This window comes from Maribacter stanieri (assembly GCF_900112245.1).
Taxonomy (GTDB): Bacteria; Bacteroidota; Bacteroidia; order Flavobacteriales; family Flavobacteriaceae; genus Maribacter; species Maribacter stanieri.
Map to the genome: position 1 here is coordinate 1,407,063 of NZ_FOYX01000001.1, position 16,872 is coordinate 1,423,934.

Genomic DNA, 16,872 nt, shown 5'->3' on the forward strand with positions numbered 1-16,872 from the left:
TTCACAACAAAAATAGACCATCTCACCACATTATTTAAGGTGTTGACATCAATTTGTTTTTAGTACTTAACCTTACTACTATATTTACCATGTAATAAAAAACGAATTAAAATTTTTTCATTTTCATATAGTGTTCTCGTAAAAGAGTCCAATCTCAAAAGATTGGACTCTTTTTAGTTTAGGTCAATTTTGGGTATAAAAAAACCCGTTAAATAAAATTTAATGGGTCTTAATATATTTAAGTGAATACGCTTATTTCCAAATAGGAGCAGGGTATTTACCTGAATCAGATTTTTCTTTTAAACTGTTCATTGCTTTTTCTTTATCACTAGCGTAAGTAACGCCAAACCAATCTCCACCAGAAGGAATACACTTCACTTCAATTTCTTTAGCTTGTAACATTTCTTGTATCATAAAAGGAATGTAAAGCTCGCTATTTGCAATACGATCTTCATCTTTTAAGAATATTCTAAATTCAGATTCTATCTTATCAAAAATAGATGGTCTACAAACCCAGAAATTCATACTAGCTTGTTCGTCACCGGTAAATTCTAAGTTAGTATCCTCGTCAACGATATTATTTTCTTTCTGTACTAGTTTTAATCGTTCTTGTACAGCTACAAGATTATCACCTTTAACTTCACATACACCTCTAGATACAGATCCATGTTCAGATAAGGTATCTTTCAATGTATATCCTAATAATGCATAGGCATCATTATCCGATTTCATGAAGTCGGCTGCTTTTTTGTAGGCAGATTGACCGTAAAAATCATCGGCATTGATAACTACAAATGGTCCGTCGATTACTTTTCTTGCGGTCCACACTGCATGTGCCGTACCCCATGGTTTTTTACGCTCTCCTGTAAAAGTTACTCCATCAGGTAAATCTGTAAGTTCTTGAGCAAGAACATTAAGCTCTATGTTGTTCGGTATTCTTTTAGAAAGATGTTCCTCTAAAAAAGCAACATTTTCTTTTTTTGTGATAACCACAATTTGTTCAAAGTTATTTTGGATGGCGTCATAAATGGCAAATTCCATTAAAAACTCACCGTTAGGACCTAAATCATCAAATTGTTTAAGTTTCCCATATCTACTACCGCTACCGGCAGCCATTAAAAGTAATGTCATGATTTCTGTATTTACAGGATCAAAAATAGCGAATGCTATTAAAAATTCCATCAAATATTAGATGTATCCTCATTAAAGTTGATGATAAGTTAATGTGGATCAAGAACTTTTTATAAATTCAAAGTTCATAATCATCGCACATAATGACAACAAGAAGAAATTTTATCAGAAATACATCTATAGCAGGTTTAGGTTTAGTTGCAGTACCTGGTTTTGCCAATAACAGTTTTAGTGCTGCAGATAAACTAAATGTAGGTTTAATCGGTGTAGGCTTAAGAGGAACTAATCATTTACAGAACTTACTGTTGCGAAAAGATGTGAATGTGACTGCTATTTGCGATGTGGATGATAATAGAATTGCCATTGCGAAAAAACATATTGCCGACGCTAAAGGTAAAGCGCCAAAGGTATTTGGGACCAATGATTTAGATTATAAGAATCTACTGGCACTACAAGACGTAGATGCAGTTATTATTGCCACTCCTTGGTTATGGCATACACGTATGACAGTTGATGCTATGGAAGCTGGTAAATATGCAGGAGTAGAGGTTTCTGCATCTAATACTTTAGAAGAATGTTGGGATTTAGTGAATACCCATGAGCGAACCGGTACGCATATGATGATATTGGAGAACGTAAATTACCGTAGAGATGTACTTGCTGTACTTAATATGGTAAAGCAAAATGTTTTTGGTGAAATGGTACATTATAGATGTGGGTATCAGCATGATCTAAGACATGTAAAATTTAATGATGGTAAAACGGCTTATGGTAAGGGCGTAGAATTTGGTGAAAAAGGAATTTCGGAATCTAAATGGCGTACCAATCATTCCGTAAAGCGAAATGCGGATGTATACCCAACGCATGGTTTGGGACCCATTGCGGTTATGGCAGATGTAAATCGCGGTAATCGTTTTGTGTCAATGACATCTCATGCATCTAAAGGTATTGGCTTACATAATTATATTGTAAAGGAAGGTGGTAAGGACCATGCCAATGCAAGTGTCAAATTCAAACAAGGCGATGTTATTACCTCTACTATTGGTACTGCTAACGGAGAAACTATAATTATTACTCATGATTGCAATTTACCAAGACCTTATTCTTTAGGATTTCGTGCGCAAGGTGCAAATGGACTCTGGGAGGTAGACGGTAATCGAATTTATGTGGAAGGAAAATCTGAACCACATAAATGGGACGAAGCACAACCTTGGCTAGATACCTATGATCACCCATTATGGAAAAAATATGGTGAGTATGCTTTAAATGCCGGTCATGGCGGAATGGACTTTTTTGTACTGAACTCTTTTGTAGAATCTGCAAAACAAAATATCGCACCACCATTGGATGCTTATGATGCGGCTGCCTGGAGTGCGGTCACACCACTTTCAGAGCTTTCTATTGCCAATAACGGTGAGCCTCAAGATTTCCCCGATTTTACTCGCGGTCTTTGGATGAAAAGAACACCTTATCAGTGGATGAAAGAAATGTATTAGAATTTAGCTTGCTTTGGCTTCGTTCAAAGTTTTCTCCTCTTCATAGTTGCCTTTAGCAATGGTCATTTTAGATTTTCTTTTCAATAGTTTGCTAGTAATTTTACGTTCTCTGTCTGCTCTAAAACTGGTGGTTTTGAAAATATCTGGGGCAAAGGAAATCGCTAAAATAATTAAGCCTAAAGCAAGTAACGTAATCGGATTTATAAAGTAATCGCTAAAAGAGAATATACCTATAATTAGTAGTGTTGAAAATGGTAGAGAACATGCTAAGATGTTTAAACCGAAGTTAACATCAAAAGTAGGATTCGGTTGTTCGTCTTTGTCTTCCATTGACTGTATAGCGCTCATATGGGCAAATGGCCAGAAACTACATGCGCTTTGAGGAAATACAACCAATAATAAAATCATAGCCGGAGTTAAAGCGGGTATGGCATATGCAAAAAGTCCACTAAGTAAAAATGCAAGTCCCATTCTTCGAAACAACATAGAAATTATCAATTTAAATTCTCCTTTGTTGATTCTAACCGCCATACCAATAAATAGCAGTACTAACGGAGTCATTAAATCTTTAATGCTCAAAGCTGTATTTTGAAAGAATGTAGGTAGAGATGAAAGATTCAATCCAAAGCCCAACATGACTAAACCTACTACTATGACGATGTTTATAGGTTCATTGATGAGAGATATAAACAGCCCTTTTAATTTGGCAGAAGATGATTCTTGTTTTTCTACAACAGCGTTTTTTCGATACCAGTGCATGGCTAGCATGTAAAGAAGTATCAGAACAAAAATTTTATTTCCAATATCTGCAAGTGCAGCCAATGCTAAGGTATCGTCACCTAAGTATGCTACAATAAATGGAAAGCATGAAAGACCAGGTGCAGTAGATGGTAAAAGCATCATCAAGGTCCGTTTTTTACTTTTCTCTTCTTTATGTAATGATGCCGCCAAAAAATATTTAGTAGCCAATAACATGAGAAGGTTAAAAGTTAAAGCTGCTAATGGAAAAACTAATAGGGTGCCATTCAGCTCTATTTTTAAGAGGGCTACGAAAATAGTCGCTGGTAAAGCCACACTTAAAATAAGAACTTTTACTCCTTTTAAATCTTGTTTGGCTACTTTCTTTTGTAAAAGCACGCCAAGACCAATGATCAATATTAATTCGAGGGTTTTTTGTAGTGCAAAATTCATTTTTCGAGTGTTTTGGTTTGAGTAGATAGATGAATTATGAATAGTCCGAAGGAGTTGAATTCAGGTTTTTTGTGTCAAGGCAATTATCCTTTCTTCCAACTCCTGGACTAATTCAAACTTAAACTAGCACTTTTTCAAGGGCAGCTGTAAACAACTTCATTTCATCCATAGTACCCATGCTCACACGGCACCAGTTTTTACCGTAGATTTCAAAAGCTCTTACACCAACACCTTCGGCGGTCATTTTTTCTAAGAAAGGTTTACCGTCCATTTCTATTGGGAATATTATAAAGCTTGTAGATGAAGGCACATATTCAAAACCTAATCTATTAAGGTTTTCATATACATATTCTCTACATTCCTTATTCAGTTTTCTCGATTTATCTTTAAAGGCTACATCTTCCATACTGGCCATTGCAGCATAAACAGATGGTAATGAAATACCCATACCGCCACGCGTAATTTTTTGAATAATATCTAATGTTTCAGGTTGTGCAACTACATAACCAACTCGTAAACCTGCCATTCCCTGAATTTTAGAAAAAGTACGTGCAATGATTACATTTTTACCCTCATTGATAAGTGAAACCATACTTTTTTTAGCAGCATCATCTAAAAAACCTAAGTATGCCTCATCAACAAAAATTGGAGTCTTTTCTGATACACGAGAACAAAAATCTACCAATTCTGCGTGGTCGGTCATGCTACCTGTTGGGTTATTAGGGTTACAGATATAAACCAATTTTGTATCATCATCTACAGCAGCTTCCATTGCTGCTAAATCATGAGACCAGTCTTTTTTCAGCGGAATAGGTTTCCATGTTGCGCCAGTAGCTTCTGCAACTTTGATTAATGACATATACGCTGGATCTGCAGAAACTATATTCCCTCCATTTTGAAAGAAAACCATGGCTGTTTTTTCCAATAGATCAGATGACCCCGGACCCATCATAATATTCTCTTGTTTAACACCTTCTTCTACAGCAATCTTATCCATTAATTGATATAGTTCTTTCCAAGCATATCGGTTTCCTTTTGGTGCATATTCTTGCATGGCAGAAACAGCCATAGGTGAAGGACCGTACGGATTCTCGTTTGCATTTAATTTTGCTGCAAGCTCTAGAGGTTGCGTTGGTGCATATGGTAAATACTCTTTGAAAAACGGAGTGTACGGTATGTTTCCTTTTGCATCTAAAGCAATAGGTTGCGAGGGGAAAGCCCCGTAGGTCAAATAAGGTGCTGCCATTACACCTGCTGCTGTGAGAACGCCTCTTTTAAGCCAATCTCTTCTGTTTACATTTGTTTTCATATTGTGCTATGTTTAAGTTAAAAAATCTCTAATTCGTTTCAACAGGATCTGCATTGATTCCTAAATCTCCAGTAGCAACTATTGTATCATCACTAGGGCTAAGGCTAATGCTTACATGGGCATCTAGCGTCATAATAGAATCATAGAAATCGGTATCTGTTATGACAAAAAATTTATTAGTCATAAATTCACCCGTACTTCCACTTACATCGTCTAATGCTATAATAGTAGTGCTACCCATATCGGCTGCGCCATCTACTATTAATGCAGGGTGCATTTCACCATCAATTGTATTGTATAATGATAATTGGACCAAGGTTTGATCTAAGGTTGTTTCGTAAAAAACAATTCTTCCATATACATTAGAACCCATGGGGTCTGTTGAAATAACGCTATACGCTATGTAGTTATCTAAAGTTCCTCCACCTTCGGCAGTTGTAAGTACTGGATCTAAACGCTCTTGCTCACAAGAGATCAACAAGCCAAAAATCATTGTTAATAATAGTATGTTATTTATATATTGTCTCATAATTTTATTTTTAACGGTTTAACTAGTTGATTATAGGCTAAATGTTAGTCTGCCAAAATAATATGAACCTGCTGAACCTTGCTGATACTGAGAGTAAAGGTTAAAGGTGCGTAGCTCATATCTTATAATTTCTGGATACTCATTGAAGATGTTGTTACCACCTACAGTTAAACTAATCGCATCAGAAAATTTATAAGTAAGTCCTATATCCGTTGTAAATTCTGGTGTAAAATATTGATCGGCGTAATCTGTTGTGCCGTCTAAAAGAGTTCTAGTTCTACTATCTCTTGTTTGTACAGATCCGTAACGTGTACCTCTTAACATTGCAGAGAACTTACCTACAGAGTAATTCAACGTACCGATAACTTTTGAACTTGGTGTACCTGTTTCAAATTGTCCAATAAGAGAACGGCTAACATAAAGGTCTACCAATTCATCATCTGTAAGTGTGGTGTTCAAATCTGGCACATTAGCTCCTTCAAATTTATTTTCTCTAAAAGTACCTGCAAGTACTAAACCTAGTTTACCAGCACCAAGATTAGTGTTATAGTTAACTACTGCCTCAATACCCTGGGTACTAACATCGCCACCATTAATTCTAAAACTAGCTAAACCACTACCAATAATAGGTTCTAGCACAGGTGCACTAGCAGAATCAAATTCACCGGTTTCAAAAATTCTGTCTAAAATGTCAATTTTATAGGCATCTAATGTAATATCAAATTTTCCAATTTTCGTAGTAAATCCAAGACTTACGTTTCTTGATCTTTCTTCTGTTAATTGACCTATTCCTAATGCTTTTGCTGCAGAACTACTATTAGGATAAAGTGTACCGTCAAAAGGAGTTAGACCTAAGAAGAACGTGTAGCTATGAGAGTAATTTAATTCTTGTAAAGAAGGAGCTCTAAAACCACTACTGTATGAACCTCTAATAGCAAAATTTTCTCCAATTTTATAACGACCCGATATTTTACCTGTCATTACATTACCAAAATCTGAATAGTTTTCTACACGTACAGCTCCAGATAATAATAGATTCTCATTAACATCTAATTCCATATCTAAATATGCAGCCATTACAGATCTCCAACTATCACTCTCGTTTTCAGGTGCAAAACCTCTAAAACACTGACAGTTCAATGCATAATTTTTAACTAATAACTGGCTTACACCTGCATATTCTAAAATTTGTGGGGCACCACTATCATCTACATATGGGTTTCCGCCAAGGTCTTCTAAAGGAAATCCGTCAGGACCAACCAAAGCTTGATTATCCTCTGTAGCGGTTACTACACCGTAAGTGCCAGATGTCCAGCTTTCTTCTTGTCCTGCTTCAATAGCATAGTTTTCAAATCTAAGTTCTCCACCAAATGCAACATTTAATCCAGATAAGATATCCTCATAGAAATGCGATGCATCTAAGTTGATCGTATTTTGTAAAAAGCTATGCGTACCCAAGTTCATGTCTGTAGGTGAACTTGGACCAATACTAGCGTTCCACGTATTGAACATACCAAATTTTGCGGAATTATTACCGAAGGTATTACTTAGGTCAAATTCGTAATCTCCTAACATACCTGTTATACCGGTTGCAAGAGAAATATTATATTGGTCATTATATATTTGTGGTCTAAATCCGTTAGGGTATAAATCAAAACTTGCTCTATCAGATTGTGCCGCTCTCCTGTAAAAACAGCTATAAGCATCTGAATATTGATAACCTACATCGCCAAATGCATAAAAGCTTGCGGTATCTGAAAACGGAGTTTCTAAGTTAAATGCGAAACTCATATTTGTTTTTGCCGGTAGGCCAGAATACGTAGCTACATCTATTTGTTCAATATCTCTAGCGTCCATTAAACCTCTTACGGTTTGTAAAGAAGCTATAGATGCAGCATCGCCCGCAGCTTGTGCGGCAATTAGTTCTGGGTTTGTAATTATTGGCAAACCTTGTGTTGTTGTTCTGCCATTAGATAGGTACAGGTCATCATAAAGTGGTGCTCTGTCGATACCTAATACTGTTGGTCTAACAGTACGTTCAGATTGTGCTACCATTATTGAAGCATTGAAATAGCCTCCGTTCTCAAAACCGATACCGTAATTACCATCAAATTGAAAATTCTCACCATCCCAACCATCTAAAGAACGTGTTAGTTCGCGCTCACCATCTGTTAGGTCAGATTCGTCATAATTGGGTTTGTTCGTGTAAGCACCAGCGGTTAAACTACCAGTAAACTCACCAGTACCTTTTTTCATTACCATGTTTATTACCCCTGCAATGGCATCTGAACCATATTGTGCAGAAGCGCCATCTCGTAATATCTCAACACGTTCTACTCCAACAGATGGAATAAAACGCATATCTACACCAGGACCAGGTGTTCCTGTTTGGTTACCTGCGAGTATTGCCGAAGCATGTCTTCTTTTTCCATTTACAAGTACAAGCATTTGACTTGCTGCCAAACCTCTTAAACTTGGTTGGCTTACAAAGGAGGATAAATCACCACCACCACTGGTAAATGCGGTAAATGATGGTGCTGCTGCAGCTAACATTTGTGAAATGTCTTGCTGTGGCATGTTGATAGCATCTTGTGCTATATTAATAACGTCTACAGGTACAGGAGTGTCAAGTTTTGTGCGTCCTTGTCTTCTTGACCCCACTACCACTGTCTCTGTCAATTGTTGAGCAGATTCTACCAGTGTAGCGTTTATTGTTGTTTTACTATTAACTGGAATTTCTAATTTGGCATACCCTATAAAGGAGTACACTAAAATGGCGTCACTATCTGCAGTAATGGAATAAAGACCGTCAAAATCTGTAATGACACCTTTTGTGGTTCCTTTGACCAAAACGTTCACACCGGGCAATGGGCCTTGAGCATCTGATACTTTACCGTTAATTGTAATTTCCTGTGCTTGTGCTACGAATAGTGTAAATAGTAACAAGAAGGTTAATGTTAGAATTTTCTTCATAATCATGTGAGTTTAGTTGTTGCTCAATAGTATGCCTACCTAAAAAGCGTTTCTGTGGTTAACAGAAATACTAATGGGGGAATACATTATGCGTAAAAGAAAAGTTCCGGACACTTTACAGGTCAATAAATCAGGTTATTAAGTGATTATATGACTTAGACAATATTATAAAATGTTAAAGAAATATAAAAACTTCATACTTGGCTAAGTGTCTGTAATAAAGTATGTTGTGAAGTTTTATTTTAAAAAATAGTTAGGTTTTTTTTAAAAATCTATTGATAATGCAGCTTTTTGTATATATAGGGTTCAAAAAGTGTCAAATTTATATTATTGCCTAAAAAAGTGCTTTTTATTCTTTTGTCAATTTGATTAGGGAATAATAAGTAATACCTCATTTTTTGGTCTTTTTATTGTCATATTTTTACTAAAAAAACTATAACTATAAATTAAATTTGTTAAAACAGGCTAAAACCTTATAATAGTTCAATGATAGTTGAATTTTTATGCAGTTAATGATTTTAAACTTTTAAAACAGATGAGGAATAAATTAGACCAAGTTGATTTTAATATTTTAAATATTTTGGCAGAAAATGCACAGACACCTTATACTGATGTTGCCAAAAAATTGATAGTTTCTCCAGGTACGGTGCATATGCGAATGCGTAAGATGAGAGAAATGGGCTTAATAACTGGTGCAACCCTAAGTCTGAACTATGCTAAAATGGGATGGAAGATGACCATATTCCTTGGTATATTTCTAAGTGAAATAAGTATGTTTAAAAAGGTAATGGAGCAATTAAATGATATAGAAGAGGTGGTGAAAATACACCACGTTACCGGCAAATACGACATTTTCATCAAAATGCATGCAAGAGATAGTTTCCATTATAAACAAGTTTATCAAGATGATATACTTGGCATTGCTGGTATACGTGGTATAGAATCATTTATTTCAATAGAAGAGAATTTAGAAAGACATATTCAATTTGTTGAAGTAGAAGAATAATAAATTATAACAATTTCATTTCGGTTGGGTTCCAATCAACTGGCTGTTTTCTAGAGTAACTTTCATTTGCCAATAATGCAGCTCCGGCAGCTCTAAGACCAAATTTTGGGTCTTGTATTACTTTACCGTTTGTTCTTATGTTGGTAAAGAAATTATAAAAATGATCATAATGTGCTCCCTTATAATCTCTTGGTGCTTGCCAAGTAGTTGTACCAGTGGCTAAATTGCTTAATCTGGTATCTAGTTTTTTAGAGGCGTATTCTTTTTTTATTTGTGCTTGCATGTCTTCAGTAAAGGAAATTAAAGAATACCCACTTGGTTCCATACCCAGCTTTGAGCGTTTAACAGTAACTGAATTTTGACCTATTTCCATTTCACCTTCGGTGCCAATTAGTTTAAAGCCACCACCACCGCCACTACCTGCAATGAAGTTAATACGAAAAGCAGCGTTAAAAGGCGCATGTGTTTCTGTTTTTGGATAATCATAAAGGGTAATAGATACATCCGGCACATCTCTACCATCTTTCCAATAACGGAGGCCGCCAGTCGCCAAAGCTCTATTTGGTCCATCAGAACTTATAACATAGTTTAATGTAGAAAATGCATGGACAAATAAATCACCTGCAACTCCGGTACCGTAATCTTGATAGTTTCTCCATCTAAAAAAACGATTGTTGTCATAAGCTACTTTTGGTGCACTACCCAAAAATGTATCGAAATCTACTGTTTCTGCATCCGCATCTGTAGGTATTGGATATTGCCAAGCTCCTTCTGACGAGTATCTATCATTATACATATCTAGCATAACAATATCACCAATTGCTCCATCTTCATACAATTCTTTTGCCTTTTCATTACCTAAAGAAGACATTCCTTGGCTACCTATTTGACAAATTTTGCCAGAACTTTTTTGTGCTTTTATAATTTCTTGTCCTTCATTAAAATTTTGTACCATTGGTTTCTCACAATATACATGCTTACCCGCTTTTAAAGCGGCAACGGTAATAGTTTGGTGCCAATGGTCTGGTGTAGCAATTAAAACAGCATCAATATCTTTTCTATTTAGAATTTCGCGATAATCTCGTGTCACGAAAATATTTTGTCCCCATAGCTCTTTTGCACGTTCAAGTCTTCCTGTATATAAATCGCATGCTGCAACTATTTTAACGCCATCAACCTGTAATGCAGATTGTGTGTCGTATATGCCTTGAATACCTGTACCTATTAAGGCAATGTTAATTTGATCATTATTTGTATAGTGCTCAAAAGAATAATTTCTTTTTAATATTTGAATTTTATTTGTAGCGGCAGCCAGTAAAAATGGTGATGTACTTATTGCAGCTGAGGTAAGCGAAGCGCGTTTTATAAACGATCTTCTCGTATTTTTTTTATTCATGTTTTGGTTTGAGTTGAAATTAGTTGTTGTTAGCTACTAAAAATACCAAATTATTATGGTGCATAAGGTAGCCTAAACGTGATTATCGGGTAATGTTACAATTTCTAGATAACATATATATTAAAATGAAGTCGTTGGTCTTTATTATTGACCAATGAGCAATATTTATGATTTAAATGGCATAATCTTTTTTTAGATCAACGTAATTTTGCATTCGCTTAAAAAAGAGATTTGTTGAAAGATTTACTTATAGCAGCACTTTGGAGCATCTCCCCATTAGGAGAGGCTAAGGTGGGTATACCTTATGGTCTTCTTCACGGGGCAAATATTTATATGGTCTTCGTAGTATGTTTTTTAGCTAACGTTATGGTTTTTCCTATCATGATGTTTTTTTTGAACACCGTTAATAGATCGTTGCTTAAGTGGCATTTTTATAAAAAGAATGCACTTTTTGTAGCAAGAAGAGCAAAAACAGGCTCTGGCGATAAGATAAAAAAATATGGTTTTTATGGACTCATATTTTTTGTAATGCTGCCTGTGCCTGGTACTGGTGTATACGCGGGTAGTATTGCTAGTTATCTTTTTAAGTTTGATAGAAAAAAAGCATTCTTGGCTAATACTATAGGTATATTTTTATCATCTTTAATTGTTTGGGCCACTACTTTATTGACCATGAAGGGTATGGCTTAAACCAATAAGGTCTTTTGATTTTATCTTTACATTTTGTGAATAACTAAACCTTGTAATAATTCCATTACCAAGCTTAGCCCTTTAAATTTGCAGCTTTTTTAAGCTATGGATACCCTAAAGATTGGTGATAAATTATATAATGTTGAACAGGACGGATTTAACGATTTTGCAAGATATTCCTTTTCAGAAGTAGTACGACTTACCGAAACTTTGGCGGTATTAAAAAATGGAGTTAGGCTTATTAATAGACCTAAACAATCATACATAATGGAAGATGTTGGCTATTCTGTTTCTCGTAACAAAGGTTCGCATTGGCATATTGTTTCTTTAAAAGCTATTAGAAATGCACAGATTGAAAACGAAAAAATTAAGGTGCATGATTGGTTCGAATCAAAGCAATTTACTTTTAAAGAGAAGCAATATATTTATAATCTTTTTAAAGCAGATGAGACCCAGTAAAATTCAGAGGCAGCTTAAGTTGTTATAAGAAATGAACAGACCGTTTTTTTATTAAAAAACCTTTATTACCTTTGCAAGGTTGTGTTGTGTCTCAAAGAATATTTGAGGCAATTGTGTTTATCGGATTACACCGATAGAACCCAATGAAAGGCTTTCCATTAAGGGAGGCTTTTTTTGTTTTTACCCTATAGTCTATGAATGATGTAATGTATTAAAGAGGCTGCTAGTTTTGCGGTTTGGTCATCAATATCATAGGTAGGGTTAAGTTCCACTACATCTACACCTAACAATTTGCCAGAATCGATGATTAGTTTTAGACTTTCTAATACCACATCTGGTGCAAATCCCATAGGTGATGCTGCGCTAACTCCGGGTGCAAATGCCGAAGAAAAACCATCTAAATCTATTGTTGTGTAAACATAGTCTACATCTTCCATAAATTGAATGAGCCGTAGTTGAACGTGCTCTAAATAATTTATACCAAAATGTTTTTGCAGAAGATAATTCACTTTGTGCTTTTCTGCAAACTCGAATAAATCTTTGGTATTGGCATCTTTTCGGATACCAAGCGCCATATATTTTATAGCCTCATTTTTAGCTTCATGTTCCAGTGCAATTTGATAAAATGGTGTACCTGAATTATTCCCATTGGTATTTGCCCTAAGATCAAAATGGGCGTCGAAATTGATAATACCTAGTTTTTCGCCATTTTTTAAATGTTTGGCTAATCCGATATAATGACCATAGGCAAGATCATGACTACCTCCTAGTATAATAGGCATTGTGTCACTTTCTAATAAAAATGAAACAGCCTTAGCTAAATCATTTTGTAATTTTTCTAAATCTTGATTTTCACATTCTAAATTTCCAAAATCTACTAATTGGGCTACTTCGCTAAGATGGTTAGACATTTTACCTAATTCTTTACGAATAGCGTCAGGACCCATAGCTGCACCAACCCTGCCTAAATTTCTCTTTACACCTTCGTCACTGCTATAGCCTAATAAAGCAATGGTCTTCGTATTAGTAGCTGTAAAAGACTCTTTAATGCTTGATAATTGTACTTTCTCGTGCAGATAGAGTTGCTGATTAGAAGAACGTCCTTTCCAATTTGCTTTATCCGCTAACTTATAGTTTGACATATAATCCTAAATTTAATGAATTATAAAATCTTGAATTTCTTGAAATTCGGGGGAACCTTAAGATTTTACATTTTCTGACAACAGAACTGTAAAGTAATACTAATCTTACATTTTTAAAATATTAAAAAGTAATTAAGCTAATTTTTATAGCAATAAAGCAATCACAACCACCTTAAAATAAATTATCTAAAAGCTTATTCTCAACTAATGTTGGTATGGTAACCTTTAGTGTTTTGGTTCTGTCCATTTCCCTTTGTAAAGCAAACATTGCTTCTTTATTCCTCGCCCAGCTACGTCTTGCAATTCCGTTATTTACGTCATAAAAGAGCATGTTTTTTAGCTTTCGTTCCGAATCTTTAGATCCATCCAATACCATTCCGAAACCTCCATTGGTGACTTCGCCCCAGCCAACTCCGCCACCGTTGTGTATAGATACCCACGTTGCACCTCTAAAACTATCGCCAATAACATTGTGTATTGCCATGTCTGCCGTGAATTTGCTGCCATCGTAAATGTTACTTGTTTCTCTATAGGGAGAATCTGTACCACTAACATCATGGTGATCTCTCCCCAAAATTATTGGAGCACTTAATTCTCCATTATCGATAGCTTCGTTAAATGCCAATGCAATTTTTGCCCTACCTTCCGCATCTGCGTATAAAATTCTGGCTTTTGAGCCAACCACCAATTTATTTTGTTCTGCTTCAGATATCCATTTTATATTATCTGATAACTGTTGCTGAATTTCTGTCGGAGCATTTTTCTTAATTTCCTTTAGTACGCGCAGTGCAATCGCATCTGTCTTTTGTAAATCTTCTATTTTTCCTGAAGAGCATACCCAGCGAAATGGTCCAAAGCCATAATCAAAACACATGGGACCTAAAATGTCTTGAACGTAAGACGGATATTTAAAATCAATATTATTTTCTGCCATAACATCTGCACCTGCTCTTGATGCTTCTAATAAAAAGGCATTTCCGTAATCGAAGAAATAGGTACCTTTTTTGGTATGTAGATTTATGGCATCGGCATGTCTGCGTAACGATTCTTGAACACTTATTTTGAAAGCTTCTGGATTCTGATTCATCATTTCGTTTGCTTCCTCAAAAGATATCCCGGAAGGGTAATAACCACCTGCCCATGGGTTATGTAACGATGTTTGATCAGAACCGAGATGTATGAAGATGTCCTCCTTAAAAAAACGCTCCCAAACATCTACCACGTTGCCAATAAATGCTAATGAAACTATTTCTTTTTTAGATTTGGCAATTTTGGTTCTAGTTACTAAAGTGTCTAAATCTTCAATTAACTCATCTACCCAACCTTGCTCATGTCTTTTCTTTGCTGCAAGCGAATTTACTTCTGCACAGATTGTGATGCATTCGGCTATGTTGCCAGCTTTTGGTTGCGCACCACTCATTCCGCCTAAACCTGCGGTTAAGAATATTTTTCCATTGGGATTTTCATCCACCTTCAATACTTTTCTAAAAGCATTCATAACTGTTATAGCAGTGCCATGAACAATGCCTTGCGGACCTATATACATATAAGAACCCGCAGTCATTTGACCGTATTGTGTTACGCCAAGTGCATTGTACTTTTCCCAATCATCTTGTTTGGAGTAATTCGGAATCATCATTCCGTTGGTGACCACAACTCTTGGAGCTTCTTTTGATGAGGGAAACAAACCCATAGGATGCCCAGAGTAGATATGCAAAGTCTGCTCATTCGTCATTTCAGACAAATACTGCATGGTCAATAGATATTGTGCCCAATTTTGAAAAACGGCACCGTTACCGCCATAGGTAATTAGTTCTTGTGGATGTTGTGCTACCGCTGGATCTAGATTATTCTGTATCATGAGCATGATAGATGCAGCATGACTTGTTTTTGCCGGATAATCTGAAATAGCTCGGGCATGCATATCATATGATGGTTGAAAGCGATACATATAAATTCTGCCATACGTCTGTAACTCTTCAGCAAATTCAGGAGCCAAAACAGCATGCCAGTCCGCCGGAAAATAGCGTAGCGCATTTCTAATTGCCAATTGCTTTTCTTCTTTAGAAAGTATTTGCTTTCGGTTAGGCGCGTGACTTACCGCTGAAGAACGCTCCTTTTTTGAAGGTAATTCAGTAGGTATCCCCATCTGTATTTGTGCTTTAAAATCCATCTTTATATTTTTAAGTCTAGAATATTTTAGCAGGTTTTCGACTGCGCTCGACCAGACATTTATTTTATAATTTTAACCAACAACCAACAACCAACAACCAACAACCAACAACCAACAACTAACAACTACTTATGCCTATCAAAAACCAACGTTCCATTTTTCCAAACCATACATGGTTTTAGATTTCCTTGATAGTATAGAATATCTTGGTAATTATCTGAGTGAAATACGGCTAGATCAGCTAAAAGTCCCGCTTCCAATTTTCCTCTGTCTTCTAGTTTCAATGCTGCTGCAGCTCTTAAAGTGATTCCTGCCAAGACCTCGGCATTTGTTAATTTTTGAAATGTTCCAAGAATACTGGCTTGGGTCAGTAAATCGCCCATTGGTGCAGAGCCAGGGTTGTGGTCACTCGCGATTGCAAGTGCCGCGCCTGCATCTAACAGTTTACGAGCTGGCGTAAAGTCGCACCCTAAGCCTATTGAAGCTCCTGGTAGTGCAACAGAAATAGTATCGCTTTGTGCTAATAATGCTATTTCTGTATCTCCGCTTGCTTCTAAATGATCTGCGCTTATTGCATTAAACTCAACAGCTACTTTACTGCCACCTGCAGAAAATTGGTCTGCATGCACGGCAATATCAAAATTCATTTCACTGGCTTTTGAAAAATATGCCTGTATATCATCCGCAGAAAAAGCACTTTGTTCTATAAAAGCATCAATACGGTGTGTTAGATTTTCTTCTTTAAGAATGGGGAACAGCTCCTCACTGATCATTTTTAAATATTCGATCTCTGAACCATCAAAATCTTTGGGTAGCATGTGTGCCGCCAAGCATGTAGAAATTAATTCAGGCAATGCTTCATTATCGGCATTTTTAATAGCACGAAGCATTTTCAGCTCTTCTGCAACTGTTAGTCCGTAGCCGCTTTTAACTTCTAGGGTAGTCGTTCCATTTTTAAGATGACGATTGGCTCTTTTAATAGTGCTTTTGGTCAATTCTTCTAAGCTAGACTTCCTGGTTTGGGTAACGGTATCCCAAATTCCGCCACCCGCATGTGCAATTTCTAAATATGATTTTCCGGCATTTCGCATGGCGTAATCTTTAGCGCGAGATCCGCCAAAACAAATATGGGTATGTGCATCAACGAAACCAGGTACACAAACGTGATTTCCTTTTAAAGGATGAATCTCTGCTTCTGGATATGCTATTTTTAAGTCCTCAAAATTACCTGTGGCTAAGATGAGGTTGTCTTCAATTAAAATTCCACCATCTTCAATAATTTCAAGTTCATGGTCAGAAATGGCTCCTTTAAGATTTATACCTGTCATTGGTATAATCTGTTTAAACGGACCTATTAGTGTTCTATTTTTCATACAA

General features: G+C 36.1%; 13 protein-coding genes. 4 read left to right on the top strand and 9 right to left on the bottom strand.

The window, feature by feature from the left end:
- Positions 1-252: 252 nt before the first annotated feature.
- On the bottom strand, positions 253-1,182 hold the full coding sequence (locus BM296_RS06035) for a nucleotidyltransferase family protein (RefSeq protein WP_245786971.1): 930 nt from the start codon (positions 1,180-1,182) through the stop codon (positions 253-255).
- A gap of 92 nt (positions 1,183-1,274) precedes the next feature.
- On the opposite strand from BM296_RS06035, the gene BM296_RS06040 reads away from it, so the two are divergent.
- Entirely contained in the window at positions 1,275-2,627 is a 1,353-nt protein-coding gene (locus tag BM296_RS06040) for a Gfo/Idh/MocA family protein (RefSeq protein ID WP_091902134.1), read from the top strand.
- A 3-nt stretch (positions 2,628-2,630) separates the two neighbouring features.
- Here the strand turns inward: BM296_RS06040 and BM296_RS06045 are convergent, their stop codons facing one another.
- The 4 genes from BM296_RS06045 to BM296_RS06060 form a co-directional block, all read right to left on the bottom strand.
- A complete protein-coding gene (locus BM296_RS06045; protein ID WP_177214924.1) occupies positions 2,631-3,818 on the bottom strand; it encodes an AEC family transporter in 1,188 nt (395 codons plus the stop codon).
- 118 nt (positions 3,819-3,936) lie between these two features.
- Complete coding sequence (locus BM296_RS06050) at positions 3,937-5,127, bottom strand: pyridoxal phosphate-dependent aminotransferase (protein ID WP_027065083.1); 1,191 nt, start codon at positions 5,125-5,127, stop codon at positions 3,937-3,939.
- A gap of 28 nt (positions 5,128-5,155) precedes the next feature.
- A complete protein-coding gene (locus BM296_RS06055) occupies positions 5,156-5,656 on the bottom strand; it encodes a hypothetical protein (protein ID WP_143099048.1) in 501 nt (166 codons plus the stop codon).
- A gap of 30 nt (positions 5,657-5,686) precedes the next feature.
- Positions 5,687-8,629, bottom strand: a complete 2,943-nt coding sequence (locus BM296_RS06060) for a TonB-dependent receptor (RefSeq protein WP_177214925.1) — start codon at positions 8,627-8,629, stop codon at positions 5,687-5,689.
- A 535-nt stretch (positions 8,630-9,164) separates the two neighbouring features.
- Here BM296_RS06060 and BM296_RS06065 point away from each other — a divergent pair.
- The gene (locus BM296_RS06065; protein ID WP_091902140.1) at positions 9,165-9,635 is read left to right on the top strand and encodes an Lrp/AsnC family transcriptional regulator; all 471 of its coding nucleotides are present in this window, start codon (positions 9,165-9,167) and stop codon (positions 9,633-9,635) included.
- Between the two features lie 4 nt (positions 9,636-9,639).
- On the opposite strand, the gene BM296_RS06070 is transcribed toward BM296_RS06065, so the two are convergent.
- On the bottom strand, positions 9,640-11,031 hold the full coding sequence (locus BM296_RS06070; protein WP_091902142.1) for a Gfo/Idh/MocA family protein: 1,392 nt from the start codon (positions 11,029-11,031) through the stop codon (positions 9,640-9,642).
- Between the two features lie 231 nt (positions 11,032-11,262).
- Here BM296_RS06070 and BM296_RS06075 point away from each other — a divergent pair, with 231 nt between their 5' ends.
- Positions 11,263-11,721, top strand: a complete 459-nt coding sequence (locus BM296_RS06075) for a COG2426 family protein (RefSeq protein WP_027065078.1) — start codon at positions 11,263-11,265, stop codon at positions 11,719-11,721.
- 105 nt (positions 11,722-11,826) lie between these two features.
- On the top strand, positions 11,827-12,180 hold the full coding sequence (locus BM296_RS06080) for a hypothetical protein (RefSeq protein ID WP_027065077.1): 354 nt from the start codon (positions 11,827-11,829) through the stop codon (positions 12,178-12,180).
- A 185-nt stretch (positions 12,181-12,365) separates the two neighbouring features.
- On the opposite strand, the gene hutG is transcribed toward BM296_RS06080, so the two are convergent.
- From hutG to hutI, 3 genes are all read right to left on the bottom strand, one after another.
- On the bottom strand, positions 12,366-13,322 hold the full coding sequence (gene hutG, locus BM296_RS06085; RefSeq protein ID WP_091902143.1) for a formimidoylglutamase: 957 nt from the start codon (positions 13,320-13,322) through the stop codon (positions 12,366-12,368).
- 172 nt (positions 13,323-13,494) lie between these two features.
- Entirely contained in the window at positions 13,495-15,495 is a 2,001-nt protein-coding gene (locus BM296_RS06090; RefSeq protein ID WP_091902145.1) for a urocanate hydratase, read from the bottom strand.
- A 125-nt stretch (positions 15,496-15,620) separates the two neighbouring features.
- Positions 15,621-16,868 carry an imidazolonepropionase gene (gene hutI, locus BM296_RS06095; RefSeq protein WP_091902147.1) on the bottom strand — a complete coding sequence of 416 codons (1,248 nt, stop codon included), beginning with the start codon at positions 16,866-16,868 and terminating at the stop codon, positions 15,621-15,623.
- Positions 16,869-16,872: the final 4 nt, after the last annotated feature.

Coding starts and splice junctions, on each gene's coding strand:
- BM296_RS06035 (WP_245786971.1), bottom strand. CDS start 1,182: ATGGAATTTTTAATAGCATTCGCTATTTTTGATCCTGTAAATACAGAA.
- BM296_RS06040 (WP_091902134.1), top strand. CDS start 1,275: ATGACAACAAGAAGAAATTTTATCAGAAATACATCTATAGCAGGTTTA.
- BM296_RS06045 (WP_177214924.1), bottom strand. CDS start 3,818: ATGAATTTTGCACTACAAAAAACCCTCGAATTAATATTGATCATTGGT.
- BM296_RS06050 (WP_027065083.1), bottom strand. CDS start 5,127: ATGAAAACAAATGTAAACAGAAGAGATTGGCTTAAAAGAGGCGTTCTC.
- BM296_RS06055 (WP_143099048.1), bottom strand. CDS start 5,656: ATGAGACAATATATAAATAACATACTATTATTAACAATGATTTTTGGC.
- BM296_RS06060 (WP_177214925.1), bottom strand. CDS start 8,629: ATGAAGAAAATTCTAACATTAACCTTCTTGTTACTATTTACACTATTC.
- BM296_RS06065 (WP_091902140.1), top strand. CDS start 9,165: ATGAGGAATAAATTAGACCAAGTTGATTTTAATATTTTAAATATTTTG.
- BM296_RS06070 (WP_091902142.1), bottom strand. CDS start 11,031: ATGAATAAAAAAAATACGAGAAGATCGTTTATAAAACGCGCTTCGCTT.
- BM296_RS06080 (WP_027065077.1), top strand. CDS start 11,827: ATGGATACCCTAAAGATTGGTGATAAATTATATAATGTTGAACAGGAC.
- hutG (WP_091902143.1), bottom strand. CDS start 13,322: ATGTCAAACTATAAGTTAGCGGATAAAGCAAATTGGAAAGGACGTTCT.
- BM296_RS06090 (WP_091902145.1), bottom strand. CDS start 15,495: ATGGATTTTAAAGCACAAATACAGATGGGGATACCTACTGAATTACCT.
- hutI (WP_091902147.1), bottom strand. CDS start 16,868: ATGAAAAATAGAACACTAATAGGTCCGTTTAAACAGATTATACCAATG.